The organism is Microvirga yunnanensis (assembly GCF_025460875.1).
Genome location: NZ_JAMXFI010000011.1, coordinates 1 through 26,658, shown reverse-complemented (window position 1 = coordinate 26,658; position 26,658 = coordinate 1). Strand labels below are relative to the sequence as shown.

Genomic DNA, 26,658 nt, shown 5'->3' with positions numbered 1-26,658 from the left:
CGAGGGTGCGAGTTCCGATCTTATGTCTTAACGTCCCGTCACCGACCCGTGTCGTCACGCAAGGAGAGGCTTTCCATGGCGGCTGCCGCGCAGAACCCGATCGATCTCTACTACTGGCCGACCCCGAACGGGTGGAAGATCACCATCATGCTCGAGGAATGCGGGCTCCCCTATGCAATCCATCCGATCAACATCGGGAAGGGCGACCAGTTCGCCCCCGAGTTCCTGGCGATCTCTCCCAACAACAAGATGCCGGCGATCGTCGACCCGGACGGCCCCGGCGGCCAGCCGATCTCCGTGTTCGAGTCCGGGGCGATCCTGCAATATCTCGGACGCAAGACGGGCCGGTTTTATCCGCAGGACGAGCGCGGGCGGGTCGAAGTCGATCAATGGCTCTTCTGGCAGATGGGCGGGTTCGGCCCCATGCTCGGCCAGACGCACCATTTCCGCATCTACGCGCCGGAGAAGGTGCCCTATGCCATCGACCGCTACACCAACGAGACCAACCGCCTCTACGGCGTTCTGAACAAGCGCCTCGAAGATCGGGAGTTCGTGGCAGGCGAATATTCCATCGCCGACATGGCCATCGCCCCCTGGGCGAAGCTGTGGGACCGCCAGGGGCAGAATATCGACGAGTTCCCGCATGCGAAGCGCTGGCTCGAGACCGTGCTCGCCCGCCCGGCGGTTCAGCGCGGGATCAAGGTGAGCTCCGATGACCGCGAGAAGACCGACCTGACCGACCCCAAGGTTCAGGCCGTGCTGTTCGGCCAGAGGGCGCGCTAGGGTCCTCGACCATCGGCCGGGAGAAGTGGACCCAGGTTTGGGCCCGAGGCTCACATCCTTGAGGGGCGCATCGTCCGCAGGATGCGCTCGGCGGTCTTCCGATCGAGATCACCGGGACAAGCCCGGTGATGACGTGGAGAGGGTGGTGCGGCCCTGTGGACCACGCGCGTGGTTCGCTGTCGTCCGCACGAGGCGCTACTTCGTCTTCGTCCAGGTCTGCGACCGGCAGATCAGCCCACCGAGGACGCAGCCGGAAAGCTGAAGGGTGGTGGGGCTCATGACCTTGAGCTTGCCCGTATAGGTCTTGCCGTCCTGCGGGTTGTAGAGCTGGCCGACATAGCCGTCCGCCTCCGGCTTGACGTCCCAGATCATCCGGACTCCCACGATGTTTCGGTCCCGCAGCTTCGGATCCGCATTGTTCGTGTCCTTCTCGTAGGTCGAGGACACGATGGTGCCGCAATAGCCCGCGTCGCACCTGGCGATCCTCACCCGGGTATCGCCGCTCTGGGTCAGCCAGGTCCCGCTCGGGTCGGCCGACTGGGCCTGGGCCTGGGCCGGGACGCTCAACAGGGCAAGGCCGAAAGCAGCCAGGATCGCGTGCTTCATGGGAGACTTCCTCTGTGCCGGTGTTCGCCGGGCCATTCCTCCAGAAGAGTAGGGGAGGCGGTCAAGCTTTCCAAGCCGGCGGGGCAAAAGGCGCTTGAGGCCCGGGGGGCTGGTCGCTATAAGCGCCGCACTTCATCCATTCCCATCTCAGATCAAAGCGAGTTGCCATGGCCATCGAGCGTACCTTCTCCATCATCAAGCCCGACGCGACCGAGCGGAACCTCACCGGCGCCATCAACGCCGTCATCGAGAAGGCCGGCCTGCGCATCGTCGCGCAGAAGCGCATCCTCATGAGCCGCCGCGAGGCCGAAACCTTCTACGCGGTCCACAAGGAGCGCCCCTTCTTCGGCGAACTCGTGGACTTCATGATCTCGGCTCCGGTCGTCGTTCAGGTTCTCGAGGGCGAGAACGCGGTGCTGCGCTACCGCGAGATCATGGGCGCCACCAACCCGGAGAGCGCCGCCGAGGGCACGATCCGCAAGCTCTACGCCAAGTCCATCGGCGAAAACTCGGTCCACGGGTCGGACAGCCAGGACAACGCCAAGATCGAGATTGCCCAGTTCTTTTCGGGCAACGAGATCGTCGGCTAAGCTTTCATGGCATAGCCAGCATGTTCAGGCCGCCCCCGGGCGGCCTTTTCATTTCGCGGCTCTTCGACCATCATGCGCCCGCCATGAACCAAGCTCCCCGCATCGAACGCCGCGCCTCCGTCTGCCCGCACGACTGCCCGTCCGTCTGCTCCCTCGAGGTCGAGGTGATCGACGGGCGCTCCATCGGCCGGGTCCACGGCGCGAAAAGCAACAGCTACACGGCGGGCGTCATCTGCGCGAAGGTGGCCCGCTATGCGGAGCGCATCCACAATCCGGACCGGCTGCTCCATCCGCTGCGGCGCACGGGCCCGAAGGGCTCGGGGCAGTTCGAGCGCATCTCGTGGGACAAGGCCCTCGACATCGTGGCCGAAAAATTCCTCGAAGCCGAGCGGGAGTTCGGCTCGGAATCCGTCTGGCCCTATTACTATGCGGGCACCATGGGCTACGTGATGCGCGACGGCATCAACCGCCTGCGCCACGTCAAGAAATACTCGGGCCAGTACTCCACCATCTGCACGGCCATGAGCTGGACCGGCTACGTGGCCGGCACGGGCCATCTGCGGGGCGCCGACCCTCGCGAGATGGCGGTCTCCGACTGCATCGTGATCTGGGGCACGAACCCGGTTCATACCCAGGTCAACGTGATGACCCACGCCATGAGGGCCCGCAAGGAGCGCGGCGCCAAGATCGTGGCCGTCGACATCTATCAGAACGCCACCATGAAGCAGGCCGACATGGCGCTGCTCGTGAAGCCGGGGACGGACGGGGCGCTGGCCTGCGCGGTGATGCATGTGCTGTTCCGCGATGGGCTCGCGGACTGGGACTATCTCGAGCGCTACACCGACCATCCGCGCGAGCTCGAAGAGCATCTGCGCACGCGGGATCCGGCGTGGGCGTCCGCCATCACGGGCCTGTCGGTGGAGGAGATCGAGGCCTTCGCCAAGCTCGTGGGCACGACCAAACGCACTTACTTCCGCCTCGGCTTCGGCTTCGCTCGCCAGCGCAACGGCGTGGTCAACATGCATGCCGCCCTGTCGATCCCCGCGGTCACCGGCGCATGGCGCTACGAGGGCGGTGGCGCCCTGCATTCGAACAGCGGCATCTTCCATTGGAACAAGGCCCTGATCGAAGGCCACGACGCCATCGACAAGAGCATCCGCATCCTCGACCAGTCGCAGATCGGCCGGGTTCTCACCGGCGATCCGCAGGCGCTCTACGATGGACCGCCGGTCAAAGCCATGCTGATCCAGAACACGAATCCGGTCTCGGTCGCGCCCGAGCAGGAGCTGGTGAAGCAGGGCTTCGCCCGCGAGGATCTTTTCGTCTGCGTCCACGAGCAGTTCATGACCGAGACGGCCCTGATGGCCGATATCGTCCTGCCCGCGACCATGTTCATGGAGCACGACGACCTCTATTCCGGCGGCGGGCACCAGCACTTCCAGGTCGGACCCCGGCTCATCGACCCGCCGGGCGAGTGCCGCTCCAACCACGTGGTGTTCCGCGGGCTGGCAGCGCGCCTGGGCGCGGAGCACCGCGGCTTCGCCATGGAGCCGCGCGAGATCATCGACTGGACGCTGCGGAACTCCGGCTGGGGCGATCTCCAAACCCTGGAGGCGCACGTCCATTTCGACGCCCAGCCGCCCTTCGAGGAGGCGCATTTCCTCAACGGTTTCGGGTATCCGGACGGCAAATTCCGCTTCAAGCCCGATTGGACGAACGTCCCGTCCTACAACAACGGCGCCATGGGGCCATGGGCCAGCATGCCGGCCTTCCCGGACCATTGGGGCGTGATCGAGGCGGCGACGGGCGAGCATCCGTTCCGGCTCGCCACGAGCCCGGCGCGGAACTTCCTCAATTCGAGCTTCAACGAAACCCCGACTTCCCTGGAGAAGGAGCGGCGGCCCGAGGTGATGATCCATCCGGGCGACGCGGAGCCGCAGGGCATCGCAGACGGCGATTGGGTGAAGCTCAGGAACCACCGCGGCGAGGTCTATCTGCGCGCCCGGCTCTTCGACGGAGTCCGGCGCGGCGTCCTCATCGCCGAGGGCATCTGGCCCAACGCCGCCCATCCTTTCGGACGCGGCATCAACACGCTCACCGGCGGCGATCAGGTGGCCCCCTACGGCGGGGCCGCCTTCCACGACAACCGGGTCGCTTTGGAAAAGGCCACGCCTGACATTGGGTGATCCGACCAACGTCTTATTTCATGTAACTCTGTAACGAAAGATCATGGTCAGGCTTCGGACATCTTGTTCGAGGCTCGCGTGAGGGCCCGTTCCGCCCCATGCGATCATCCCAACCATGAGGAGTGGGGCATGCTTGAAGTGATGGCGACCGATGGTCGCTCGCATCAGGATCGCGATGCGGTTTCATTGGAGATGGAGGACAGGGCCGCCCTCGCGATGGAGGAGGCCGTTGCCCCGGTCGTTCTGAATGCCGAAGACCTCGCATGGGCGGCCGGCGGTCTCCTGACCAGGAAAGTGAACGAGTACGAAGGGCAGCACCGGTAAGGATCGGCTGCGACAACCTTGAAAGTGTCGGGAACGGCACGCCGGTGCCGTTCCCTTTTCGCCGGCCCCGGCCCAGCCTGGTCAGACCTTCTTAAGCCTATCCGCAGCTGCCCCTTGATCCCGAACGGCCAAGCCTATTCTTAAAGCCGAACGTGATTTCGTCTCTGGGGAACCATCCATGACCTCGATCCTTCGCGCCCTGCTCGTGACCACGGCTGTTTCCGTCGGTGCGGCATCGGCCTTTGCGGCCGCCTCCAACACGCCCACGCAATACCAGGTCGATCCGGCGCTCAAGGCCGAGAATGTCGGCCAGCTGCGCGTCCGGGTGAGTCAGGCCTGCGCGATCACCCAAGCTCGCCTCCAGAGTGGCGCCAGCGAGGCATCGCTGGCACGCAGCTGCGATTGCTATGCGGGTCGCACCATGCGGTCCCTGAGCCCCACGGAACTCCAAGCCTACCGGGATACGGGCCTGTTCAACGATACCGCCCGCGAGAAGGCGCTCACCGCTCTCGACGCGTGCCGGTTGCCGCGGCCGCAGATGTAAGAGGCGCCGAGGATCCTGGCACCGGAGCCGACGCCGGGCTTCTGCCGGTCTCGGCCCGTGGGCGAGCGCATCGGACCATCGGGATGGCCGGCACAGGGCCGGCCATGACGCCGGAGGGTGTTCGCACCGGGTCACACACACCACGTCATCACCGGCCTTGTGCCGGTGATCCCGCGTCCGTAGGGCGCCGCGCTTCACCGGATCGGGATGGCCGGCGAGAGGTGGGTCATGACTGGCCGGCCATGACCGGGGGAGGGTGGCAGGATCGGACCTTACACGCACGACGTCATCACCCGCCCACGCCACCCTCGACGTCATCACCGGGCTTGTGCCGGTGATCTCGATCGGAAGGCCGCCGAGCGTATCCTGCGGACGATACCCGCTTCAGGATGTGAGCATCGGACCCGAAAGTGGGTCCACTTTTCACGTCCGACGCTCTAGTCTTCTGGCCATGCCTGCATTCGCCAACCTGTCCCGCGTCTCGGCCGTCGCTCTCGCCGCCCTGGTGGCGTGCGCCGCTCCGGTGCCGGGGGGCTCGATGCTGCGGGCGCAGGATCTCCGCGCCACGACGGAACGGCAGTTCCGGAACTGGCTGGACGGGACGGTCTGGCCCGATGCGCAGAAGCAGGGCGTCTCCCGAGAGACCTTCGAGCGCAACCTGTCGGCGACGGGGCTCGACTGGGCTCTCCCGGAGCTTCTGCCGCCGGGGCAGGCGGCGCCCTCCGATGACCTGCGCCAGGCGGAGTTCCAGAGCCCCGGCCGGTATTTCCCCGAATCCCAGCTCGCTGCCCTGGCCAAGGACGGCCGTGCGCTGCTGCAGCGTTGGGGATCCGCTCTCGACGACATCGAGCGTCGGTACGGCGTGCCACGGGAGATCGTGGTCGCGATCTGGGGGCGGGAGTCGCATTTCGGCCGCGTCCGGGCAAAACACCAGGCCCTGCGGGTTCTGGCCACGCAGGCTTTCATGGGGCGCCGGAAGGCGCTGTATTATCCGGAGCTTCTCGCCGCCCTGGTGATCCTCGAGGAGGATCATTTTTCCGGCGAGACCCTGCTGTCGTCCTGGGCCGGAGCCCTGGGACAGCCGCAGCTTCTTCCCTCGAAATTCCTGCGCTACGCGGTCGACGCCGACGCCGACGGCCGTCGGGACGTCTGGGACTCGGTGCCGGACAGCCTGGCCTCGATTGCGAACTACCTGCGCGAGCATGGCTGGAAGCCGGGTCCCGGCTGGGGCTTCGAGGCGAGCCTGCCGCAGGCCCTCTCCTGCACGCTGGAGGGGCCGCGACAGGGCAGGCCGATGCAGGACTGGCTCCGGCTCGGACTGACGCCCGCCGCGGGGGCCCCGCCCCCGTGGAGCGGCGACACGACGGCCTTCCTGGTCATGCCGGCAGGCCGCCTCGGGCCCGCCTTCCTGGTGTCGGAGAACTTCTACGTCCTCAAGCAGTACAACGAGTCCGACCTCTACGCCCTCTTCATCGGCCATCTGGCCGACCGCATGCGCGGCGCGTCGGCCTTCGCCGGACGGTGGCGGCCGATCGATTCCCTGCGGCGCGGCGATATCCAGACGATGCAGGAGAGGCTGAAGGGCCAGGGCTATGATGTCGGCAAGGTCGACGGCCTGATCGGCTTCGCCACCCGCACGGCGATCGGCCAATGGCAGGGCAAAGGTCGCCGCGACGAGACCTGCTTTCCCGATGCCGCCCTCGTCGAGGCTTTGCGCTGAGCGCGATCGCCGCAACCGACCGAAGGCCGGGAGCGGATGGGCTTCAGGCCGGCGAATGGAGCGCGCCGCTCGCGTCCCATGCGTGCGAGAACACCACGCGCCCGTTCTCAAGCCGTGCCGTTCCATCGCAGATCAGGCGCAGGGCCCGCGGATAGAGCCGGTGTTCCTGCTCGATCACGCGGGCCGCGAGGCTCTCCTCGGTGTCGCCCGGCACGACCGGCACCGCCGCCTGGGCGATGATCGGGCCGGCGTCGAGTTCCGGCACCACGAAATGGACCGTGCAGCCGTGCACGAGCACGCCGTCCTCGAGGGCCCGGCGGTGGGTCCGGGTGCCGCGATAAAGGGGCAGCAGGGACGGGTGGACATTGACCATGCGGCCAGCCCAGCGCTCCACGAACCCGTCCGTCAGAACCCGCATGAACCCGGCGAGGCAGACGAAGGCGATGCCGTGCGACGCGAGGGCGGCATCCATCGCGTGCTCGAAAGCCTCGCGGCTGGCATGGGCCTTGTGGTCGATCACGCAGGTGGCGATCCCGGCCTCCCGCGCGCGCTCCAGTCCGGCCGCGTCCGGGCGGTTCGACAGGACGAGGGCGATCTCGGCGGGGAAATCCGCCGCGCGGGCGGCCTCGATCAGGGAGGCCATGTTCGAGCCGCGGCCCGAGATCAGGATGGCGACGCGGCGGCGTGTCATCAGAGCGCCAGGCGCCCCACGGTCCCGACGCGCTCGCCGCCGGCATGGGCCACGGTTTCGCCGATCCGAACCGGAGCCTCGCCGGCCTTGCGCAGCCGCTCCATCACGGCCTCCGCCCGGTCGGCCGCGGCCACGACGATCATTCCGACGCCGCAGTTGAAGGTTCGCAGCATCTCGGCCTCGGCCACGCCGCCGGCCCTGGCGAGCCAGCCGAACACGGGCGGGACGGCGATCGCGTCGAGGTCGAGGCGCACGCCGACGCCGTCCGGCAGGACGCGGGGAATGTTGTCCGGGAAGCCGCCGCCGGTGATGTGGCAGAGGGCGTTGATGCCGTCGCTGCCCTTCAGGACCTCCAGCAGGGCCTTCACGTAGATCCGGGTCGGCTCCAGCAGGGCCTGGGCGAGGCTCCGGCCCTGCGCGAAGGGGGCGGGCGCATCCCAGGCGAGGCCGGACTGCTCGACGATCCGGCGCACGAGGGAGAAGCCGTTGGAATGGACGCCCGAGGAGGGCAGCCCGATGAGCACGTCGCCGACGCGCACATCCCCGGGCAGGAGCGTGCCGCGCTCGGCGGCGCCGACCGCGAAGCCTGCCAGGTCGTAATCGCCTTTCGCATAGAGCCCCGGCATCTCGGCGGTCTCGCCGCCGATCAGCGCGCAGCCGGCCTGGAGGCAGCCCTCGGCGATGCCCCTGACGATATGGACGCCGACCTCGGGAGAGAGCTTGCCGGTGGCGAAATAGTCGAGGAAGAACAGGGGCTCGGCCCCCTGCACGATGATGTCGTTCACGCACATGGCCACGAGGTCGATGCCGATGGTGTCGTGGAGGCCCGTGTCGATGGCGATCTTGACCTTGGTGCCGACGCCGTCATTGGCCGCGACGAGGATCGGGTCCTTGAACCCTGCGGCCCTGAGGTCGAAGAGCCCGCCGAAGCCGCCGATCTCCGCGTCGGCGCCGGGCCGCCGCGTCGAGCGCACCAGGGGCTTGATCTGGTCGACCATGGCGTTGCCCGCGTCGATGTCGACGCCCGCTTGGGCATAGGTCAGGCCGTTCGTCTGCTTCTCGGTCGTCATGGCTCACCCCGTGTTGGCTCGGGCAGTAAGACGAGAGAGACCGGGAGGCAAGGGGATTTGAGCGACGATGAGGGATCGGACGGGTGCAATCGACGGGCTCGTCCGGGTGATCCCGCTTCCGTAGGGCGCCGCGCTTTTCCGATCGGGATGGCCGGCACAAGGCCGGCCATGACGTGGCGGGTGTCAGTGCCGGGCTCGTCCCAGTGATCCCGATTCTTGGAACGCCGCTCAATCCTCGTCGTGGAACAGCAGCGTCGTGTTGCCGCCGATCCCGCTCGACGCGACGGGACGTTTCGCGCTCAGGATCGCCTCCGCCTTCGGCGAGGGGTGGCGGTTCTCGTGGATCTCGAGCCAGGCGATGCGGTGCGGCGGCACGGTGCCGTCGCCGGAATAGGGCTCCTGCGGAGTGCCCGTGGCCTTCTCGAAGAAGGACGGGTTGTCCAGGGACTCCACCACCCGGTTCACGAGGCGCGACAGGGCGCCCCCGTGCTCGGCATAGAGGTCGACGCCCTGGGCGTGCGCGAGCTCCGCGGTGGCGACCAGGGGCTCGGCGGCGAAGACATGGTAGTCGCGGGCGCGCTTGCCGCGGTTCATCTCGAGCGGAAGCGTCCCGTCGGGCGTGACCTGGGCGAGGCCGATCCGGGCGCTGTCGAGGCCCCACTCGGTCAGCCGCCTGTCGCCGCTGGCGATCCCGGCGGCCGTGGCGCTCAGGCCCGCCCAGTAGCGGTGGTTGTTCCGGCCGGAGACGCCCTTGCCCACGTCCTTCGCGTCGGCGATCTGCCGGCCCAGGGCCTTGAGCCAGGCCTCGACGCGCTTCTTCTGCTCCTCGTCCAGGCCCGGAGCCTGGCGGACCTGGAGATAGGCCAGGGCGAAGCCGGCGAGCGCCTGGCCCAGATTGAAATGCGCCTGCCGGGAGCGCAGGTCGGTCATGGCCTTCGCCGAAGCCCAATGATCGAGCCAGGTGAGGGCACAGGCGGCCGCGGCCGTGTTCTTCGGGCTGGATTTCACATAGGCGTTGGCGATCCGCGCCAGGGTCTTGCCATAGGCGCGCAGGGGCTCGACGGCTTCGGAATAGGCCTCCTCGGCCTCCTCGTCGATGGTCGCGCGCCGGGCGTCGTCCTGCCGGTACTTGCTCTGGGTGTCGAGGGTGATCACCGGCGCGTCCGGCGCGTCGCATTCGTATTTCGGCTTGGCCTGCACGGCGTCCTTCGCCGGCGCCGGGACGAGATAGCCGGCGCCCTGGGCCCGCGCCGGTGCGCCGCCCAGGAGCAGACCGAGAAGGGCCGTGACGGCGAGCACGGGTCGAAGCACAGGACGCGACACAGCCCATTCCACCATCATTCGCAATCCCCCGTCGCGCCGTCCCCGGTCGGCGGGGCCGATCATGAACTAGGTGCGGGACCGCGCAATGCCAGACCGCCGAACCTTCCGAGGTAGGCGGTCCATTGGGGGTAGGCCGGCCCGGCCGCCGGTGACGACGGGTGCGCCCGTCGCGGTCAAATGGCGCGGTCGGAGCGCCGGGCCGTGCGGCTTCGATAGGCCAGGGGCGGCAGCAGATCCTGCCCGCGCCCGGCGGTGACGACCAGGCGCTTCACCTCGCCGCGAAGATAGGCCTGCAGGAAGCGGTCGTAGTTCCTGAACGACACGCAGCCGTTCGAGTCGCCGCGCGGGCCGAGCATGTAGGTGTGGGCCAGGATGCCGTCGCGCCCGTAGATGGCGCCGCTGCCGCCGACCGGCGTGAGCCGAAGCGCGCGGACGCCGTGAAAGAGCGCCTCGCGTTCGGTGACCATGTAGGTGCCCGGGGGCGTCGGGCCCCTCATCCGCACGTTCACGTGGCGCGGGTTGTCCATCATGTCGCCGAGGCCCGAATGCGCCTCCAGCCTCTCGCCGTTGGGCATGATCACCACCTGGGCGCTGATGTCGTAGACGGCGGTGCCCCCGCCGCCGGTCTCGGGCGCGGGGACGAAGCGCGAGGTCGGCGCGATGCTGCCGGTGCTGCCGCCGTCGATGGACGCGTAGCTGAGCGCGTCCGCGGGCGGGGAGGCGGGCTTGATGCCGAAGAATTTCTCGATGAAGGAGCGGTTGTCGGCCTGCTGGCCGACCGGGGCGGCGGCGGCCGCGACCCGTTGCGTCATCGGGGGGCGGACCGGCGCATTCGCCATCTGCGGGGCCGGGGCGGGTCTGGCCGGGAACAGGTCGGCCGGGCGCGGCACCGGCAGCGGCACGGGCGCGGAGAGAGGCATCGGCTGGAGGGCTTCCGCCATCGCCTGGACCGGAGCCGGCTGGTCGGGCGCCACGGGCGCCACGGGCGCCGGGGAGGCGACCGGCGCAAGGCTCGCCTGGCGCTGCACCGGCGCCGCGAGCTCGGCCGGCAGCGGGGCGTTGCGCGCGAAGCGATGCGCCTCGGCGCCGATCAGCGGCGTCGGGCTGACCAGCGCCGGATCGAGGCTCGCCACGGCGGCTTCCCGAACCGCCGCAGGAGCGGCGACGGTGCTCACGGGCGCGGCCGCCGGCGAGTCGTTCTGGCGGGTGAAATCGACGAAGTAGGCGAGAGGGCTCATCGAGATCGCCACGAGAGCCGCCGTCGGCAGAAGATTGCGCCGCTTTCTGCGCGGGCCGCGCGGGGCGCGACCGCCCGACGGATAGGAGGAATGCAACATGGCGAACTCTACGCAACAACCCGATGGCGCATGATCGGCGTCGAGCCCGGGATGGCGGCGTAACGGACGCCGGACGGGTCGGGGCGTTCATGCGTGAAGCAATATCTTCACGAGTCGGATTAGACGACGGCTTGGTTAAATTAGGGATAACCGGGTGCGCTTCTGTCGAAGGAATGTGGCGCCCTTCTGCCCAATTCGCGGCGGCGAGACGGCGTGCGCTGGCTCACAGATCGCCGCGCGGGCAAGGGATATGGATGGGAAAAGGGTTGCCTTTTCCAACCGTTCAAGGGGAGACCTCGGCATGGGGTTCTACGCACGTCACATCGGCCCGCGCTTCGTCAGCTGCCTGTGCGGGATGGAGGGCATCACGGCCGAGCGCGAGAAGGTCGTTCCGCAGGCCTCGGGCGTGGTGCTGGAGATCGGGATCGGTCCGGGACTGAACCTGCCGCTCTACGACCCGGCCCGCGTGACGCGGGTGATCGGGGTCGATCCCATGGCGGAGTTCCTGAACCTGGGCCGCGAGCGCCGCCGCCACTCGCCGGTTCCCCTGGATGTCATCCGGGCCCCGGCCGAGGCGCTGCCGCTCGCGGACGGCATCATCGATACGGCGGTGATCACCTACACCCTGTGCTCGGTGGAGGATCCGGCCCAGGCGCTGCGCGAGGTGCGACGCGTGCTCAAGCCCGATGGCCGCGTGCTGTTTCTGGAGCACGGCCTGTCGAGCGATGCCGGCGTGGCGACCTGGCAGCACCGGCTCAATCCGATCTGGCGCCGGCTCGCGGTCGGCTGCAACCTGACCCGTCCGGTCCAGCAGCTTCTCGACGAGGCCGGGTTCACGATCCGGCGCATCGAGCACTACTACCTCGACGGCGCGCCGCGGCCGGTCGGCTTCCTGTGCCAGGGCGTCGCGCAGGCCGCCTAGAGCATTTTTCGGCGAAGGGGATCCGGTTCGCCGTTGAAAATGCGGCAAGCCAAAGAAGAGAGATGATCCCACGCGAGTGGATACAGCTCTCGCAGGGTCCCGTGCCCGGGGATCGGCCCCCGGGTCCGATGCTCTCATTCAAGAAGAAAGCATCGGATGGATCTCAAAAGTGCAAGTCCACTTTTCACGTCCGATGCTTTAGCGGGCAGCCTGGCGGGCGACGACCCGGATGTCGCGGCGGCCGAGGCCGAGATCCGCGAGTTCGCGGTCGTTGAGCGCTTCGAGTTCGCGGAAGGTCTGGCGGTAGCGGCGCCAGGAGGCGAGGCGGGCGAGGATCATGGAGGTGATCATGGATAGGTCTCCTTGAGGGGTGATCCGGGGCTCGGGACTACCAGTCGAGCCCGGGGTGACGGCGGGCGGCTTGGCGCTGCATCTGGCGGGCTTCCGACACGATGCTGCGGAAGAGGCGAAGCAAGCTGACGATGATCATCATGGTCTCCTGAAAGAGGATCCGGGCGGCTTGGCATTAAGGTCGAGCCCCGAACCCGTGTCTCATACTTTGGTATAGGTAATATGACCGCTTTTGTGCGCTGCAAAAGACCGGTTATCGGCATAATCGATATGCACCTTCCGCATGTCACAAAGGTAAATGCTTTATTGCTATGCGCCTTGCGCTTGTTCAGGAGGCGAAATGCCCCCGGGATGGGCATTCCGGCGCGCCCGGCTCCCACCCGTCCGCCGCGGGCTCTCTGAACCTTGTCGGCAGGAACGCTGTTGTTCCCCTGGCACATCATGCGGACCCGGCGGGTCGCCGACGCGGCCCTCCGGGCCCCCGCCGCAGGATGTGCCGCTCAGGGGTGTGAGCAGCGGGTCCGATGCTCTCGGGCACGATGCCCACCCGACAATGACGAGCGAGGCCCCGAATGACACAGGTCCGAGACGCGCTGGTGAGCCGGATGTGGCGCGGTCAGGATCCGTTCCGGAATTTCCCGGCCCGGCTGTACCGGCAGGACCAGCAGGGCTGGGGCTCGCAGCACCCCTATCTGACGGACGCGATCGAGACGCTGCGGCCCTCGGTGGTGGTCGAGGTCGGGGTCTGGAAGGGCGGTTCCGTCATCTCGCTCGCCTCGACCATGAAGGCCCTGGGGCTCGACGGGGTGGTGATCGCGGTCGATACCTGGCTCGGCGCCTGGGACCACTGGAACAACGACGAGTGGTTCGCGCACCTGAACTTCATCAACGGCTATCCGGCGCTCTACCACACCTTCGCGGCCAATATCGTCGGGGAGGGGCTGCAGGATTACGTGCTGCCCCTGCCGCTCGACTCGGTGAATGCCGCGCACGTGCTGAAGCACAACGACGTGCGGCCGGACGTGGTCCATATCGACGGCGGCCACGACGTGCACGCGGTCACGTCGGACCTGCGCGAATGGTGGCCGATGATCCGGCCCGGCGGCGTGCTCATCGGCGACGACTATCCGCACTGGCCCGGCGTCAAGGAGGCCTTCGACTCGTTCTTCGCCCCCGAGGGCAAGGTCCCGTTCGAGTTCGATCCGCCGAAATGCCGGATCTTCAAGGATCCGGCCTGATCGGCCGGGACCGGAGCATCGGACGGGAAAAGTGGGAACCGGTTTTGCGTGCAAAGATGCGTTCAATCGAATGCTTGCAGCATCGGACGTGAACAGTGGCACCACGTTTCCCGTCCGATGCTCACATCCTTAAGCGGCGTATCGTTCGGGCCCCTGTCCTGATCGCTCGGCCGGATGGTCACCCCGTCGTCATCACCGGCCCGTCCAATCCACCACCACGTCATCACCGGCCTTGTGCCGGTGATCCCGATTGTTGGGAACGCCGCGCCTCACCGCATCGGGATGGCCGGCACAAGGCCGGCCATGACGTGTGGAGGGTGGCAGCGCCGGCCCTTACCACCTTCTCCACGTCATCACCGGGCTCGTCCCGGTGATCCCGCTTCCGAGAGGCGCCGCGCTTCACCGAATCGGGATGGCCGGCGAGAGCAGGGTGATGACCGGCCGGCCATGACGGGAGAGCGTTTCCATCCTCTCCGGGAGGAGCGCGGCCCTTCAGGTCACGAGCGTGGCCCGCTTTCGTCCGCATGATGCGCTAGATTTCGACCAGCGCCTTGATGACCCCGGCCTCGGGCGCCGACCACAGGGGAATGAGGCCCGGCGCATCGTCGAGGCCGCCGCGGTGGCTCGCCAGCGCGGCCGTCGGCACGCCGCCGCCGAGCATGACGTCGAGCACGGTCTCGAAATCTTCCCGCGTGGCATTGCGGCTCCCGAGCAGCGACGTCTCGCGCTTGTGGAATTCCGGGTCGTTGAAGGCGATGTCGGCGCGCACGATCGACAGGAGCACGTAGGTGCCCCCGTGGCCGACATAGGAGAAGCCCTTCATCATCGCCTTCGGGCTGCCGGTCGCGTCGATGACGACGTCGAAGAAATCGCCGTCCGTGATCGCCTTCAGGCGGTCGTCCACGTCGGGAGACACCTCCACCACGTGGTCGACCCCGATCTCGTCCTGGCAGAAGGCGAGCCGCCGGGCGTTCATGTCGAGCACGGAAATCTCGGCCCCGCGGGCCTTGGCGAAGATCGACGCCGCGATGCCGATCGGCCCGGCTCCCACCACGGCGACGCGGCTTCCCGGACCCGCTCCCGAGCGCCGCACCCCGTGGGCGCCGATCGCCAGGAATTCGACCATGGCGGCCTCGTCCAGGCCCAGGCCCGCGACCGGCACCACGTTGCGCTCCGGCACGGCGATGTACTCGCAGGCGCCGCCGTCGCGATGCACGCCCAGCACCTGCAGACGCTGGCAGCAATTGGTCTTGCCCTGCCGGCACGCGCGGCAGGCTCCGCAATACAGGTAAGGCTCGATGCACACGATGTCGCCGGTCTTGAACGCGCTGCCCGACGGCGCCTCGGCGATCTCGCCTGCGAGCTCGTGGCCGATCACCCGCGGGTATTCGAGGTAGGGCTGGTTGCCTTGAAAGATGTGATAGTCGGTCCCGCAGATTCCGACCCGCCGGATGCGCACCAGCACCTCGCCCGGGCCCGCGCTCGGAACGTCCCGCTGGATCACGCTCAGGCGTCCGGGCTCGTCGCAGCGTAGGGCTTTCATCGGCGTCTCTCCCAGCGGGTCTCGTGTTCGTTGTCCGTGAGCTTATGGCGAGAGCGGCAAATCGCAATGCCCATATTCACCTGGACGCGTCTTGCCGCTACAGACGGGCGGCGATTCACACGAGACGGCCCTGCGCATGTCGACCTGGCGAGACGAGAAGAACCAGAAGGCGAGAGCGCGGCTCGAGAAGCGCCTCTCGGCGCTCTTTCCCGCCTGCGTCCTGTCGCACGCGCTGCGGCAGCCGCTGATTCCGCCGACCCAGCGCCGGGCGGTGGAATCCTACTGGCGCCACCGGCCGCTCCTGGCCGACCGGCTCGCCCGGGCGCTCGCGGCCCGGAGCGGACAGCCGGCCGGTTGGCAATGGCGTCTCGGCTCCGACCGGGAGACCGGCCTGCCGGCATCCTTCCGCGCCCCGCCGGCCCCGTATCGGGAGACGGCCTTCGCCCGGGGACCGGGGCATTGCTGCGTGTGCGGGCAGCCGGTCTACCGGCTGGGCTGGCATCGCGATCTCTGGGACGACCGCAAGCCGAACCGGAACGCCACCTGGCACGCCGCCTGCGTGGTCGCTTGGCAGTTCTGGACGTCGCCGCCCGACCACCTCCGCAGCCTCAAGCTGCGCCAGCAGCGGCGCTGCGCGACGAGCGGGCGCCGGCTGCTCAGGACCGCCGAGGTCGACCACCGGGTTCCGCTCTTCGCCGTCTGGTCCGAGCATCGCCAGACGCCTTGGCCGGCCCTGCTCGCCTTCTGGGGCGCGCCCAACCTCCAGGTGATCAACCGGACGGCCCATGTGGAGAAGAATGCCGAGGAAGCCGCCGGCCGGGCCAGGCGGCGGATGCCCATGGCTGAACTCGCCTTGCAAGAAGAGTTCGACGCGCCCCTTGCGGATGGCGATCCAATCCCCATATCAGGCTGACCCAGCGGACATTGTTGTGGACTTCGACCGGGCGGGCGTCACCGCCAGCGTCGATGGGCCCGTGCCAGGACGGATGTACTCCGGCACGTGCTGTTCCTGCGCTTGCCTGACGATGCAGGCGCCCGTCTGGACCCGATCAGCCCAGGCCCGTAGTGCGCGAGGCGGAGATGCGAAGGCATCCTGTCCGTTCGCCCCGGAGCCTGGGCTTTTTCATGCCGGTGTCGACAGGCGGGCCAGGCGCATGCGCTCCATGATGTGACGGCCGGACCCGCCCACGTGTCGGGCGATCACCTGGGCGGCCCCCTCGGCATCCTGCGCCTTGATGCAGGCGATCAGCTCGCGGTGCTCGTCGAGCACGTTCGACTGCCGGCTGAGCGACGTGGGAAAGCGCCGGCTGATCGCCCAGAGGATCTGCCGGTGGCGCACCCACAGGTCGACCGCATGGCGGTTGTAGTGCCGGTCGTACATGAGCTGGTGGAACTGCAGGTCGAGATTGGAGTGCTTCATCTCGTCGCCGAAGTTCAGTGCCTCGATCTCCGACTGGATGCGCTCCAGCTCCTCGATCTCGGCCTTGGTGACGATCCCGACGAACCAGCGGGTCAGGGCCGGCTCGATGAGAACCTCGATCTCGCAGATGTCCCGCACGAAATCCTCGTCGATGGGCCGCACCCGCGCGCCGCGATTCGGCGTCATGACGACGAAGCCTTCCCCACGCAGCTGCTGCAGGGCCTCGCGCACCGGATTGGTTGACGTGCCCATGCGGGTCGCCAGCTCGGACACCTTGAGGCGCTCGTTCGGCTTGACCCGCCCGTGGATGATGTCGTCCCGCAGGCGGTCGTAGACCGAGGACCCGGTGTCCTCGTCGTCCCGCTCGGAAGCGGCTTGTCGGATGCTGGCGATCGTTCTCATGGCGGTGTTTCTTTATTCGCATTCCCCGGCTCTGCCAAGGACGAAACATCATAAACGATACATTCGCATTGACAAATAATGTACGATTTGAAAGCCTCGCGATACGGCCGCTCCAGGGCGGCCGTTCGGGAGGGAACCGGCGGAAAGCCGGCCAAGAGGAGAAAACGCGATGGGCTATCCGCACAAGCTGCCCGGCCTCGTCATGTCGACGGGCCTGCTGGGCGCCATGCTTCTGGGCGCGCTGTCCCCGGCCGGGGCGGCGGATTACAAGCAGGCGCCGATGCTCGACGAGCAGGTCAAGGCCGGCAAGCTTCCGGCGGTCTCCGAGCGCCTTCCGGAACACCCCTATGTGGAGACCATGGTCGACGGCGTCGGCAAGTACGGCGGCACCCTGCGCACCACGATCCTCGCCAACGGCGACCAGTACAACCTGACCCGCACCATCGCCAACGAGCTCCTCGTGCGCTGGGATCCGCAGTGGAAGAAGGTCATGCCGTCGCTCGCCGAGGAGTTCAAGGCGTCCGAGGATGCGACCACCTACACGTTCAAGCTCCGCAAGGGCCTGAGGTGGAGCGACGGTCAGCCGTTCACCGTCGACGACATCATGTTCTGGTACGAAGACGTGTTCATGAACAACGCGCTGTCGCCCGCCAAGAACCCGACCTTCACGGTGGCCGGCAAGCCCGTGAAGGTGACCAAGATCGACGACCTGACCGTGGAGTTCAAGTTCGAGACGCCCTACGGGCTCTTCCTGCAGCAGCTCGCCTACGGCCAGGGCCACCTTCCGGTCATCTATCCCAAGCACTACCTCAGCCAGTTCCACGAGAAGTACAACAAGGAAGGCATCCCGGCGCTGCTGAAGGCCAACCCGGCGGCCGGCGACTGGGTGGCGCTGTTCAACTCCAAGGTCTCCCTGACCTTCCAGCCGCCCTATTGGCAGAACCTCGCGCTCCCCACCCTCAATCCCTGGGTGCTGACGGTTCCCTATGCGGACAGCGAGCGCGTGGTCGCGACCCGCAACCCCTATTACTGGAAGGTCGACACGGCCGGAAACCAGCTCCCCTACATCGACGGCATCACCTGGGCCAAGCTCGACGACCCGCAGCTCATGGCGCTCAAGATGACCTCGGGCGAGTTCGACTTCGCGTTCCGGCACATCAACAACTCCACCTTCAAGTCGGTGCTCTTCGACGGCCAGAAGACCGGCAACTATCACTTCGTGGACGTGAAGGACCTGCCGGCGAACGACGCGGTCATCCTGCTCAACCTGAACTCGACCGACCCGGTCAAGCGCAAGATCTTCCAGAACAAGGATTTCCGCATCGCGCTCAGCCATGCCATCAACCGGCAGGAGATCATCGACCTCGTCTATGTGGGGCAGGGCGCTCCGGCCCAGGTGGCGGTGCAGCCCGAGCACGAACTCTTCAACGAGCGCCAGGCCAACCAGTACACCGAGTACGACCCCAAGCGCGCGGCCGAGATCCTCGACAGGATCATGCCGAAGAAGGACCCCGAAGGCTTCCGCCTCGATGAGGCGGGCAAGCGCTTCACCATCAACTTCATGGTCGCGGACGTGTTCGGCCTGTCCTATCCGGACGTGATGCAGATGGTGCAGCAATACGCCAAGGACGTGGGCGTGGACATCCAGCTGCGCACCACCGACCGCGCCCGCCTCAACACCATGTGGTCGGCCAACGAGCAGGACGCCTATATCTGGAACTGCGTCGGCGGCCTCTCCGAGGTCTACACGGACCCGCGCTGCTACATGCCGTTCCAGAAGGCCGACATCTTCTTCGCCATGAAGTGGAGCGAGTGGTACTCGAACCACGCCACCGGCGAGGAGCCCCCGGAGGGGATCAAGACCCTGATGGCCGCCTATGACAAGGTCAACGCCGCCGTCACGGACGACGACCGCCGCCAGAAGATGAAGGACTTTCTGAACCTGTCGGCCGACAACTTCCTCAATATCGGCATCTCCCGTCCCATGCCGAAATACATGATGACGTCGAACAACCTGAAGAACGTCGTCAACGGCATCCCGATCACCGGCAACCTCTGGCATCCGGCCCCGACGCTGACCCAGTGGTACTTCGACAAGCCGGCCAAATAAGGCGCCGTCCGGTTCCGGCGGCAGCGAACCTGCCGCCGGAGGCCTCTTCGATCCCATCGAGCGGTCAGGTTCATGCTTCGCTACATAGCCAAGCGGATGGTGTTCGCGATTCCGACACTGTTCGCCGTCTCCATCGTGGCCTTCATCATCATCCAGCTTCCGCCGGGCGACTATCTCACGACCCTGATGGCCGATTGGGCGAGCCAGGGCGGCGCCGTCGAGGCCGGCACGGTGGCGGCCATGCGCGAGCGCTACGGCCTCGACCAGCCGATCTACGTCCAGTACTTCAAGTGGATCGCCGGGATCTTGACGAGAGGCGATTTCGGCATCTCGTTCGAGCTCGGCAAGCCCGTGACGGAACTGATCTGGAACCGCCTGGGCTTCTCGCTGCTGCTCTCGCTGCTGACCCTGTGCTTCGTCTGGGCGATCGCCATCCCGATCGGGATCCTGTCGGCGGTGCGCCAGTACTCGATCTCCGACTACGCGGCCACCTTCCTGGCCTTCTTCTTCCTGGCCGTGCCCGACTTCCTGATGGCGCTCTCGGCCATGTACGTCATGTCGGCCTGGTTCGGGCAGAGCGTGGGAGGGCTGTTCTCGCCCGACTACGTGGACGCGCCCTGGAGCCTCGGCAAGCTGGCCGATTTCGCCCAGCACGTCTGGCTGCCCGTGGTGGTGATCGGCCTCGGGTCCCTCGCGGCGCTCGTGCGCATCATGCGGGCCAACCTGCTCGACGAGCTCTCCAAGCCCTATGTCACCACGGCCCGGGCCAAGGGCATGTCGGAGCTGGAGCTCCTGCTGCGCTATCCCGTTCGTCTCGCCCTCAACCCCCTGATCTCGACCCTGGGCTGGATCCTGCCGGCGGTCATCTCGGGCGAGATCATCGTGTCGGTGGTCATGAGCCTGCCGACCACGGGACCGCTGCTGCTCCGGGCGCTGCTCGCCCAGGACATGTACCTCGCCGGCTCGCTGATCCTGCTGATCTCGGTGCTCACCATCATCGGCACGCTGATCTCGGACATCCTGCTCGCCATTACCGACCCGCGGATCCGGCTCCAATGACCGACATCACCAGCCTGCCGCCCGAAACCACCACGTCGCTCGACCTGCATGGCCGGGACATGGCCGTCGCCGGCCAGTGGCGCCTGTTCTGGCTCAAGTTCAAGAAGCACAAGATCGCGCTTCTGAGCCTCGTGGTGATCCTGTTCATGTATCTCGTCGCGGCCTTCGCGGACTTCATCGCGCCCCTCGATCCCAACGCCACGAACGCGCGCTTCACCTATGCGCCGCCGCAGAGCCTCTCGCTGTTCCGGGACGGGTCGTTCGAGCCGCACGTGAACCAGCTCAAGATGACGCTCAACACCGAGTCGATGCGTCGCGAGTTCACGCCCGATCCGGCGAAGCCGCTGTCGGTCTCGTTCTTCGTGCCGGCTCAGCAGCCCTATTATCTGCTCGGCGTCATCCCGATGCGGACCAAGCTCTTCGGCCTCACGAACCCGAAGCCGGGCGACAGCCTGTACGTCTTCGGCGCCGACCGGCTGGGCCGGGACATCTTCTCGCGGGTCGTCCATGGAGCCAAGATCTCGCTCTCCATCGGGCTCGTGGGCGTCTTCATCAGCCTGATCCTCGGGGTGACCATCGGGGGCATCTCGGGCTTCTTCGGCGGCTGGGTCGACCTGGCGATCCAGCGCCTCATCGAGCTCCTGCGCTCGATCCCGACCATCCCGCTCTGGATGGGCTTCGCGGCCGCGATCCCGGTGGGCTGGCCGCCGCTGCGGACCTATTTCGTCATCACGCTGATCGTCTCGCTGATCGGCTGGACGAGCCTGGCCCGCGAGGTGCGCGGCAAGTTCCTGTCGCTCAGGAACGAGGATTTCGTGATCGCCGCCCGGCTCGACGGCATGAGCGAGATCGGCATCATCTTCCACCATCTGGTGCCGTCCTTCATCAGCCACATCATCGCCACCCTGACGCTCGCGATCCCGTCGATGATCCTGGCCGAGACCGCGCTCTCGTTCCTGGGCATCGGCCTGCAGCCGCCGATCATCTCCTGGGGCGTCCTGCTGCAGGAGGCGCAGAACATCCGCGCGGTCGCACAGGCGCCGTGGCTGCTCTTCACGCCGGCCGCCGCCATCGTGATCTCGGTCCTTGCCCTCAACTTCCTCGGCGACGGCCTCCGCGATGCGGCCGATCCCTACGAGTCGGTATCATGAGCACGATCACGGATACGATCCTGCAGGTCAGGGATCTCAAGACGGTCTTCCCGACCCGCACCGGTCTCTTCAGGGCGGTCGACGGCGTGTCGTTCGACCTGAAGCGCGGCCAGACCCTCTGCGTGGTCGGCGAATCCGGCTCGGGCAAGTCGGTGACGGCGCGGTCGATCCTGCAGATCGTCGACCGGCCCGGCCGCATCGAGAGCGGCTCGATCCTGCTCAGCCGGCCCGACGGCTCGACGACCGATCTGGCCAGGCTCGATCCGCGGGGCCGGGAGATCCGAAGCGTGCGCGGCAAGGAGATCGCCATGATCTTCCAGGAGCCGATGAGCTCGCTCTCGCCGGTCCACCGCATCGGCACGCAGATCGGCGAGGCCCTGCGCATCCATTTCGGCACGCCCAGGCACGAGCAGCGCGAGCGCGTCCTCGAGCTCCTGCGGCAGGTGGAGATCCCGCGTCCGGAATCCGCCATCGACCGCTACACCTTCGAGTTTTCGGGCGGCATGCGCCAGCGCGTCATGATCGCCATGGCGCTCGCCTGCAACCCGTCGGTGCTCATCGCCGACGAGCCGACCACGGCACTCGACGTCACCACGCAGGCGGAGATCCTCGACCTCGTCAAGAAGCTGCAGAAGAGCCACGGCATGGCCGTGCTGTTCATCACCCACGACATGGGCGTGGTGGCCGAGATCGCCGACGAGGTCCTGGTCATGTATCGCGGCAAGGTGATGGAGCGCGGACCGGTCGAGCAGATCTTCCACGCCCCGCAGGACGCCTATACGCGCCGGCTGATCGGCTCGGTCGTCAAGCTGGAGAAAAAGGCCGATGTCCGGCTGACGCGCGCGCCGATCCCGGCCGGAACCCCGCCGCTCCTCGAGGTGCGCAACCTCTCGCTCACCTTCCCGTCGGGCGTCAAGGCGGTCGACGACGTGTCGCTGAGCGTCCGTCCCGGCGAGACCCTCGGCATCGTTGGCGAGTCCGGCTCCGGCAAGACCACGATGGGCCGCTGCCTGCTGCGCATCTACGACCCGCAGGAAGGCGCCATCGACTACCGCCGCCCCGATGGCCGGACGGTCGACATCCGCACGGCCGACAAGGCGGACCTGGAGAAGGTCCGCCGCGAGGTCCGGATGATCTTCCAGGATCCCGTGGGGTCGCTGAGCCCGCGCAAGACCGTCGGCCAAATCATCGCCGAGCCGCTCAGGATCGCCGGCGTGAAGGGCAGGGCGCTCGACGAACGCGTCGCCGACCTCATGCGGCAGGTCGGGCTGGAGCCCGCCTGGCGCGAGCGCTATCCGCACGCCTTCTCCGGCGGCCAGCGCCAGCGCATCGGCATCGCCCGGGCCATCGCCCTGAAGCCCCGCCTCATCGTGGCCGACGAGGCGACCTCGGCGCTCGACGTGTCGCTGCGCTCGCAGATGCTCGATCTCATGATGAAGCTGCAGGACGAGCTCGGCCTCTCCTATGTGTTCATCTCCCACGACATGTCGGTGATCCGCTACATGTGCGACCGCGTCGCGGTCATGTATCGCGGCAGGATCGTCGAGCTGGGCGAGACCGACCAGGTCGTCAACGACCCGCAGCACGGCTACACGCGGGCGCTGCTCTCGGCCATTCCCCATCCCGATCCCAACCATCGGCGCATGCACAACCGCTTCCGGTACGAACCCGGCCGCACGCTTTCAGCCAACGGATAAATCGATGAAAATCACCGACGTCAAAATCATCGTCTGCTCGCCGGGGCGCAACTTCGTCACGGTCAAGATCGTCACCGACGAGGGACTGACCGGGGTCGGCGACGCGACGCTGAACGGCCGGGAACTCGCGGTTGCGTCCTACCTCAAGGACCATCTCGCGCCGCTCCTGATCGGCCGCGACCCGAGCCGCATCGAGGACATCTGGCAGTATTTCTACCGGGGCGCCTACTGGCGCCGCGGCCCGGTCACCATGGCGGCGATCGCCGGCATCGACACGGCCCTGTGGGACATCAAGGCCAAGGCGGCCGGCATGCCGCTCTATCAGCTCCTCGGCGGCGCGAGCCGCGAGAAGGTGCTGTGCTACACCCACGCCCAGGGCCGCGACATCGCCGAGGCGGTCGAGGCGGTCGGGCGGCGCAGGGAGCAGGGCTACAGGGCGATCCGCGTCCAGGTCGGCATCCCCGGGCTCCCGGACGTCTACGGCACGGGGGCGAAATCGGTCACCAACAACGCCCTCGACGACGCGGTCCCGCACGAGGAGACCTGGTCCACGTCGAAATACCTGCGCTACGTGCCCGAGCTGTTCAAGGCGGTGCGCGAGGCCCATGGCCCGGACATCGAGCTCCTGCACGACACCCATCACCGCCTGACGCCCATCGAGGCGGCCCGGCTCGGCAAGGACTTGGAGTTCGCCCGCCTGTTCTGGCTCGAGGACGCGGTGGCGGCCGAGCACCAGGAAGGCTTCCGGCTGATCCGCAAGCACACCACGACGCCGCTCGCGGTCGGCGAGGTGTTCAACACCATCTGGGATGCGCGGCTCCTCATGGAGGAGCAGCTCATCGACTACATCCGCATGACCACCGTGCATGCGGGCGGCGTCACGGCGCTGCGCCGGATCATGGATTTCGCGAGCGTCTACAACGTGCGCACCGCCTGCCACGGCGCCATGGACATGTCGCCGATCTGCCTCGGGGCCAACCTGCATCTCGACCTGTGGGTGCCCAATTTCGGCATCCAGGAATATTCCGGCTACCTGCCGGAAATCCTCGAGGTCTTCCCGGGCGCCTGGAGCCTGTCCTACGGCTACCTGCACCCGGGCGAGGCGGTCGGCCACGGCGTCGACATCGACGAGAGGCTGGCGGAGAAGTACCCATACCAGCGCGCCTATCTGCCGGTGAACCGTCTCGAAGACGGCACCCTGTGGCATTGGTAATCCGAGGACACGATGAAGATCACCGCGATCAAGAGCTATGCCGTCAAGGTCGGCATCCGCAACCAGCTTCTGGTGAAGGTCGAGACCGACGAGGACATTTTCGGCTGGGGCGAGAGCGGCCTGTCCGGCCGCGAGAAGGCCGTCGTCGGCGCGCTCGAGCACTACGCCGAGTTCCTGCGCGGCCGCGATCCGTTCAGGATCGGCGGCCTGTGGCAGGAGATGTACCGCAGCCAGTATTTCGAGGGCGGGCGCGTGCTGCAGGCGGCGATCTCGGCCATCGACATCGCGCTCCACGACATCAAGGGCAAGGCCCTCGGCGTGCCGGTCTACGAGCTGCTCGGCGGCAAGCAGCGCGACCGGATCCCGACCTTCGCCACGACCTTCGCGGAGCCCGGTCCCGCGATGATCGAGCAGGCCCGGATGCTGGTCGAGCACGGCTGGACGGCCATGCGGCTCTCGCCGGCCGGTCACGAGAACAAGGACATCTACGAGCCGCGCGAGCACATCGCCACCACGGCGAAGTGGTGCGTGAAGGCCCGCGAGGCGCTCGGCGATGACGTCGTGCTCGGCATCGACTACCACCACCGCCTCAGCGTCGCGGAGGCGGCGAGCTTCTGCCAGAAGATGCCGTCCGGCACCCTCGACTTCCTCGAGGAGCCGATCCGCGACGAGTCGCCGGGCTCCTACGAGGCGCTGCGGCGGCTCACCGACATCCCCTTCGCCATCGGCGAGGAATTCGCCTCGAAATGGCAGTTCCAGCCCTATATCGAGCGCGACATCCATCAGTTCAACCGCCTCGACGTGTGCAATGTCGGCGGCCTGACCGAGTCGATGAAGGTCGCCGCCTGGAGCGAGACGCATTACGTCGACATGATGCCGCACAACCCGCTCGGCCCCGTCTGCACGGCCGCGACCATCCATTTCTCGGCCGCGGTGCCGAACTTCTCCTGGCTCGAAACCCGCGCGAGCCCGGCGGAGACGCATCTCGGCTTCGACAATGCGGAGTTCTTCCCGGTCCAGCCCCGGCTCGCAGGCGCGCATTACGTCGTGCCCGATGCGCCCGGTCTCGGGATCGAGGTGAACGAGGAGCTGATTGCCCGTCAGAGCTTCGCGTTCTGGGAGGCGCCGCATCTGCGCAGACGGGACGGCTCGGTGACCAACTGGTGACAGCCGGACGCCGGGGCGCGATACTCACGCTCGATCATCCAGGAGATTCCGCACGATCATGACGTCCCCGAACCCGGTCCGCTCCGTCCTCATCACGGGCGCAGGCGGCAATCTCGGTCAAAAGCTGATCGCCCATCTCCTGGCGCAGGACTGGTGCGGGCGGATCGTCGCCCTCGACCGCTCGGCGCCCGCATCGCCCGCGCCCGGCGACCGGGTCCAATGGGTCGCCGGGAACCTCGCCGATCCCGCCGACGCGTCATGGCGCGAGGCCCTGGGCGGGGTCGACGCCGCGGTTCATTTCGCGGCTCAGAACCCGTACCCGGATGCGCCCTGGAGCGATGCCTGCGCGTCCTTCGACATGACCCTGGCCCTGCTCGGCGCAGCCGGACGGACGGGACTGCGGCGGATCGTGTTCGCCTCGTCGAACCACGTGATGGGGCAGTACAAGGATGCGCCTCTCGCCGATACGCTGACGCCGGGCGGCCTGACGACATCCCTCGAGCCGGGGCCCGGAACGCGCTGGTTCAACGGCCGCGAGATGCTCCAGGGCACCGCCTATGCGGCGTCCAAGCTCATGGGCGAGCGCGCCTGCCTGGCGGAGGCGCACCGCTCGAACGGCACGCTGACGGCGGTCTGCGTGCGGATCGGCTGGTGCCAGCCGGGGGAGAACCGGCCGGAGACGATCAACACGTCGGGCCTGCCCGGCGAGGAGCCGAATGTCGGCCCGGACACGGAGCGCGACCTGCGCTGGTTCCGCAACATGTGGCTCTCGAACCGGGACTTCACGGCCGTCATGGAGCGGGCGCTGCGCGCCGATGCCGGATCCTGGGGGCAGCCCGGCATCGTGGTCAACGGCATGTCGGCGAACCGCGGCATGCCGTGGGACATCGAGACCACCCGCCGGATGATCGGCTACGAGCCGCAGGACGACATCTGGGATCACGTCGGGTGAGGCTCGGAGCCGGGAAGCAGGGGTTTGTCAGCCTTCGGCGCATAATCCTCCCAGGTCATGGCCGGGCCTGTCCCGGCCATCCCGATCGTCTGGAGCGCCGTGCCTTTCCGATCGGGATCACCGGCACGAGGCCGGTGATGACGAACGGGTGGTTGTTCAGTCAGGCTTCGAGTCTGCAGAGAGCCGGCTAGAGCCTCGGACCCAAAAAGTGGACACCACTTTTGGGATTCATCCGAGGCTCCTTCTCTTGACCGGCGCA

General features: G+C 67.4%; 24 protein-coding genes. 16 read left to right on the top strand and 8 right to left on the bottom strand.

Going from position 1 to position 26,658, the window contains the following annotated elements; translation table 11 throughout:
- Positions 1–75 precede the first annotated feature (75 nt).
- Positions 76–783, top strand: coding sequence for a glutathione S-transferase N-terminal domain-containing protein (locus NF876_RS07825; protein ID WP_262268245.1), 708 nt, complete (start codon positions 76–78; stop codon positions 781–783).
- Between the two features lie 195 nt (positions 784–978).
- Here NF876_RS07825 and NF876_RS07820 read toward each other — a convergent pair whose 3' ends face one another.
- A complete protein-coding gene (locus NF876_RS07820; RefSeq protein ID WP_262268244.1) occupies positions 979–1,389 on the bottom strand; it encodes a DUF2147 domain-containing protein in 411 nt (136 codons plus the stop codon).
- A 167-nt stretch (positions 1,390–1,556) separates the two neighbouring features.
- On the opposite strand from NF876_RS07820, the gene ndk reads away from it, so the two are divergent.
- The 5 genes from ndk to NF876_RS07795 all read left to right on the top strand — a co-directional run bounded on the left by ndk (position 1,557) and on the right by NF876_RS07795 (position 6,753).
- The gene (gene ndk, locus NF876_RS07815) at positions 1,557–1,979 is read left to right on the top strand and encodes a nucleoside-diphosphate kinase (RefSeq protein WP_173948225.1); all 423 of its coding nucleotides are present in this window, start codon (positions 1,557–1,559) and stop codon (positions 1,977–1,979) included.
- 83 nt (positions 1,980–2,062) lie between these two features.
- On the top strand, positions 2,063–4,165 hold the full coding sequence (locus NF876_RS07810) for a molybdopterin-containing oxidoreductase family protein (protein WP_262268243.1): 2,103 nt from the start codon (positions 2,063–2,065) through the stop codon (positions 4,163–4,165).
- Between the two features lie 129 nt (positions 4,166–4,294).
- The gene (locus tag NF876_RS07805) at positions 4,295–4,489 is read left to right on the top strand and encodes a hypothetical protein (RefSeq protein ID WP_262268242.1); all 195 of its coding nucleotides are present in this window, start codon (positions 4,295–4,297) and stop codon (positions 4,487–4,489) included.
- 178 nt (positions 4,490–4,667) lie between these two features.
- The gene (locus NF876_RS07800) at positions 4,668–5,033 is read left to right on the top strand and encodes a hypothetical protein (protein ID WP_262268241.1); all 366 of its coding nucleotides are present in this window, start codon (positions 4,668–4,670) and stop codon (positions 5,031–5,033) included.
- A gap of 451 nt (positions 5,034–5,484) precedes the next feature.
- Positions 5,485–6,753, top strand: a complete 1,269-nt coding sequence (locus NF876_RS07795; protein ID WP_262268240.1) for a lytic murein transglycosylase — start codon at positions 5,485–5,487, stop codon at positions 6,751–6,753.
- Positions 6,754–6,796: 43 nt separating this feature from the next.
- Here NF876_RS07795 and purN read toward each other — a convergent pair whose 3' ends face one another.
- The 4 genes from purN to NF876_RS07775 all read right to left on the bottom strand — a co-directional run bounded on the left by purN (position 6,797) and on the right by NF876_RS07775 (position 11,174).
- Positions 6,797–7,444 carry a phosphoribosylglycinamide formyltransferase gene (purN, locus tag NF876_RS07790; RefSeq protein ID WP_262268239.1) on the bottom strand — a complete coding sequence of 216 codons (648 nt, stop codon included), beginning with the start codon at positions 7,442–7,444 and terminating at the stop codon, positions 6,797–6,799.
- On the bottom strand, positions 7,444–8,514 hold the full coding sequence (purM, locus tag NF876_RS07785; protein ID WP_262268238.1) for a phosphoribosylformylglycinamidine cyclo-ligase: 1,071 nt from the start codon (positions 8,512–8,514) through the stop codon (positions 7,444–7,446). The genes purN and purM overlap by 1 nt, the downstream gene beginning before the upstream one ends.
- A gap of 228 nt (positions 8,515–8,742) precedes the next feature.
- Positions 8,743–9,900 carry an alginate lyase family protein gene (locus tag NF876_RS07780; RefSeq protein ID WP_262268237.1) on the bottom strand — a complete coding sequence of 386 codons (1,158 nt, stop codon included), beginning with the start codon at positions 9,898–9,900 and terminating at the stop codon, positions 8,743–8,745.
- A 110-nt stretch (positions 9,901–10,010) separates the two neighbouring features.
- Complete coding sequence (locus tag NF876_RS07775) at positions 10,011–11,174, bottom strand: DUF2778 domain-containing protein (RefSeq protein ID WP_262268236.1); 1,164 nt, start codon at positions 11,172–11,174, stop codon at positions 10,011–10,013.
- Positions 11,175–11,475: 301 nt separating this feature from the next.
- Here NF876_RS07775 and NF876_RS07770 point away from each other — a divergent pair, with 301 nt between their 5' ends.
- Entirely contained in the window at positions 11,476–12,096 is a 621-nt protein-coding gene (locus NF876_RS07770) for a class I SAM-dependent methyltransferase (RefSeq protein WP_262268235.1), read from the top strand.
- Between the two features lie 198 nt (positions 12,097–12,294).
- Here NF876_RS07770 and NF876_RS07765 read toward each other — a convergent pair whose 3' ends face one another.
- The gene (locus NF876_RS07765; RefSeq protein ID WP_373371376.1) at positions 12,295–12,447 is read right to left on the bottom strand and encodes a DUF1127 domain-containing protein; all 153 of its coding nucleotides are present in this window, start codon (positions 12,445–12,447) and stop codon (positions 12,295–12,297) included.
- A gap of 572 nt (positions 12,448–13,019) precedes the next feature.
- On the opposite strand from NF876_RS07765, the gene NF876_RS07760 reads away from it, so the two are divergent.
- The gene (locus tag NF876_RS07760) at positions 13,020–13,685 is read left to right on the top strand and encodes a class I SAM-dependent methyltransferase (RefSeq protein WP_262268234.1); all 666 of its coding nucleotides are present in this window, start codon (positions 13,020–13,022) and stop codon (positions 13,683–13,685) included.
- A gap of 532 nt (positions 13,686–14,217) precedes the next feature.
- Here the strand turns inward: NF876_RS07760 and NF876_RS07755 are convergent.
- The gene (locus NF876_RS07755) at positions 14,218–15,228 is read right to left on the bottom strand and encodes a zinc-binding alcohol dehydrogenase family protein (RefSeq protein ID WP_262268233.1); all 1,011 of its coding nucleotides are present in this window, start codon (positions 15,226–15,228) and stop codon (positions 14,218–14,220) included.
- A 136-nt stretch (positions 15,229–15,364) separates the two neighbouring features.
- On the opposite strand from NF876_RS07755, the gene NF876_RS07750 reads away from it, so the two are divergent.
- The gene (locus NF876_RS07750; protein WP_262268232.1) at positions 15,365–16,141 is read left to right on the top strand and encodes a hypothetical protein; all 777 of its coding nucleotides are present in this window, start codon (positions 15,365–15,367) and stop codon (positions 16,139–16,141) included.
- 210 nt (positions 16,142–16,351) lie between these two features.
- On the opposite strand, the gene NF876_RS07745 is transcribed toward NF876_RS07750, so the two are convergent.
- The gene (locus NF876_RS07745) at positions 16,352–17,050 is read right to left on the bottom strand and encodes a GntR family transcriptional regulator (protein ID WP_262268231.1); all 699 of its coding nucleotides are present in this window, start codon (positions 17,048–17,050) and stop codon (positions 16,352–16,354) included.
- Positions 17,051–17,219: 169 nt separating this feature from the next.
- On the opposite strand from NF876_RS07745, the gene NF876_RS07740 reads away from it, so the two are divergent.
- From NF876_RS07740 to NF876_RS07710, 7 genes are all read left to right on the top strand, one after another.
- The gene (locus NF876_RS07740; protein WP_262268230.1) at positions 17,220–19,160 is read left to right on the top strand and encodes an ABC transporter substrate-binding protein; all 1,941 of its coding nucleotides are present in this window, start codon (positions 17,220–17,222) and stop codon (positions 19,158–19,160) included.
- A gap of 72 nt (positions 19,161–19,232) precedes the next feature.
- The gene (locus NF876_RS07735; RefSeq protein WP_262268229.1) at positions 19,233–20,219 is read left to right on the top strand and encodes an ABC transporter permease; all 987 of its coding nucleotides are present in this window, start codon (positions 19,233–19,235) and stop codon (positions 20,217–20,219) included.
- Positions 20,216–21,370 carry an ABC transporter permease gene (locus NF876_RS07730; RefSeq protein ID WP_262268228.1) on the top strand — a complete coding sequence of 385 codons (1,155 nt, stop codon included), beginning with the start codon at positions 20,216–20,218 and terminating at the stop codon, positions 21,368–21,370. The genes NF876_RS07735 and NF876_RS07730 overlap by 4 nt, the downstream gene beginning before the upstream one ends.
- The gene (locus NF876_RS07725; protein WP_262268227.1) at positions 21,367–23,067 is read left to right on the top strand and encodes an ABC transporter ATP-binding protein; all 1,701 of its coding nucleotides are present in this window, start codon (positions 21,367–21,369) and stop codon (positions 23,065–23,067) included. Before NF876_RS07730 ends, NF876_RS07725 begins: the two co-directional genes overlap by 4 nt.
- A 4-nt stretch (positions 23,068–23,071) precedes the next feature.
- On the top strand, positions 23,072–24,280 hold the full coding sequence (gene manD, locus NF876_RS07720) for a D-mannonate dehydratase ManD (protein ID WP_262268226.1): 1,209 nt from the start codon (positions 23,072–23,074) through the stop codon (positions 24,278–24,280).
- Between the two features lie 12 nt (positions 24,281–24,292).
- Positions 24,293–25,447 (top strand): mandelate racemase/muconate lactonizing enzyme family protein, encoded by a 1,155-nt coding sequence (locus NF876_RS07715; RefSeq protein ID WP_262268225.1) that lies wholly within the window; start codon positions 24,293–24,295, stop codon positions 25,445–25,447.
- Positions 25,448–25,505: 58 nt separating this feature from the next.
- Positions 25,506–26,399, top strand: coding sequence for an NAD-dependent epimerase/dehydratase family protein (locus NF876_RS07710; protein WP_262268224.1), 894 nt, complete (start codon positions 25,506–25,508; stop codon positions 26,397–26,399).
- The last annotated feature ends 259 nt before the right edge of the window (positions 26,400–26,658 follow it).

Bases quoted from the DNA above. Each gene is read 5' to 3' on its own strand.
- NF876_RS07825 (WP_262268245.1), top strand. From the start codon at position 76: ATGGCGGCTGCCGCGCAGAACCCGATCGATCTCTACTACTGGCCGACC.
- NF876_RS07820 (WP_262268244.1), bottom strand. From the start codon at position 1,389: ATGAAGCACGCGATCCTGGCTGCTTTCGGCCTTGCCCTGTTGAGCGTC.
- ndk (WP_173948225.1), top strand. From the start codon at position 1,557: ATGGCCATCGAGCGTACCTTCTCCATCATCAAGCCCGACGCGACCGAG.
- NF876_RS07810 (WP_262268243.1), top strand. From the start codon at position 2,063: ATGAACCAAGCTCCCCGCATCGAACGCCGCGCCTCCGTCTGCCCGCAC.
- NF876_RS07805 (WP_262268242.1), top strand. From the start codon at position 4,295: ATGCTTGAAGTGATGGCGACCGATGGTCGCTCGCATCAGGATCGCGAT.
- NF876_RS07800 (WP_262268241.1), top strand. From the start codon at position 4,668: ATGACCTCGATCCTTCGCGCCCTGCTCGTGACCACGGCTGTTTCCGTC.
- NF876_RS07795 (WP_262268240.1), top strand. From the start codon at position 5,485: ATGCCTGCATTCGCCAACCTGTCCCGCGTCTCGGCCGTCGCTCTCGCC.
- purN (WP_262268239.1), bottom strand. From the start codon at position 7,444: ATGACACGCCGCCGCGTCGCCATCCTGATCTCGGGCCGCGGCTCGAAC.
- purM (WP_262268238.1), bottom strand. From the start codon at position 8,514: ATGACGACCGAGAAGCAGACGAACGGCCTGACCTATGCCCAAGCGGGC.
- NF876_RS07780 (WP_262268237.1), bottom strand. From the start codon at position 9,900: ATGATCGGCCCCGCCGACCGGGGACGGCGCGACGGGGGATTGCGAATG.
- NF876_RS07775 (WP_262268236.1), bottom strand. From the start codon at position 11,174: ATGTTGCATTCCTCCTATCCGTCGGGCGGTCGCGCCCCGCGCGGCCCG.
- NF876_RS07770 (WP_262268235.1), top strand. From the start codon at position 11,476: ATGGGGTTCTACGCACGTCACATCGGCCCGCGCTTCGTCAGCTGCCTG.
- NF876_RS07765 (WP_373371376.1), bottom strand. From the start codon at position 12,447: ATGATCACCTCCATGATCCTCGCCCGCCTCGCCTCCTGGCGCCGCTAC.
- NF876_RS07760 (WP_262268234.1), top strand. From the start codon at position 13,020: ATGACACAGGTCCGAGACGCGCTGGTGAGCCGGATGTGGCGCGGTCAG.
- NF876_RS07755 (WP_262268233.1), bottom strand. From the start codon at position 15,228: ATGAAAGCCCTACGCTGCGACGAGCCCGGACGCCTGAGCGTGATCCAG.
- NF876_RS07750 (WP_262268232.1), top strand. From the start codon at position 15,365: ATGTCGACCTGGCGAGACGAGAAGAACCAGAAGGCGAGAGCGCGGCTC.
- NF876_RS07745 (WP_262268231.1), bottom strand. From the start codon at position 17,050: ATGAGAACGATCGCCAGCATCCGACAAGCCGCTTCCGAGCGGGACGAC.
- NF876_RS07740 (WP_262268230.1), top strand. From the start codon at position 17,220: ATGGGCTATCCGCACAAGCTGCCCGGCCTCGTCATGTCGACGGGCCTG.
- NF876_RS07735 (WP_262268229.1), top strand. From the start codon at position 19,233: ATGCTTCGCTACATAGCCAAGCGGATGGTGTTCGCGATTCCGACACTG.
- NF876_RS07730 (WP_262268228.1), top strand. From the start codon at position 20,216: ATGACCGACATCACCAGCCTGCCGCCCGAAACCACCACGTCGCTCGAC.
- NF876_RS07725 (WP_262268227.1), top strand. From the start codon at position 21,367: ATGAGCACGATCACGGATACGATCCTGCAGGTCAGGGATCTCAAGACG.
- manD (WP_262268226.1), top strand. From the start codon at position 23,072: ATGAAAATCACCGACGTCAAAATCATCGTCTGCTCGCCGGGGCGCAAC.
- NF876_RS07715 (WP_262268225.1), top strand. From the start codon at position 24,293: ATGAAGATCACCGCGATCAAGAGCTATGCCGTCAAGGTCGGCATCCGC.
- NF876_RS07710 (WP_262268224.1), top strand. From the start codon at position 25,506: ATGACGTCCCCGAACCCGGTCCGCTCCGTCCTCATCACGGGCGCAGGC.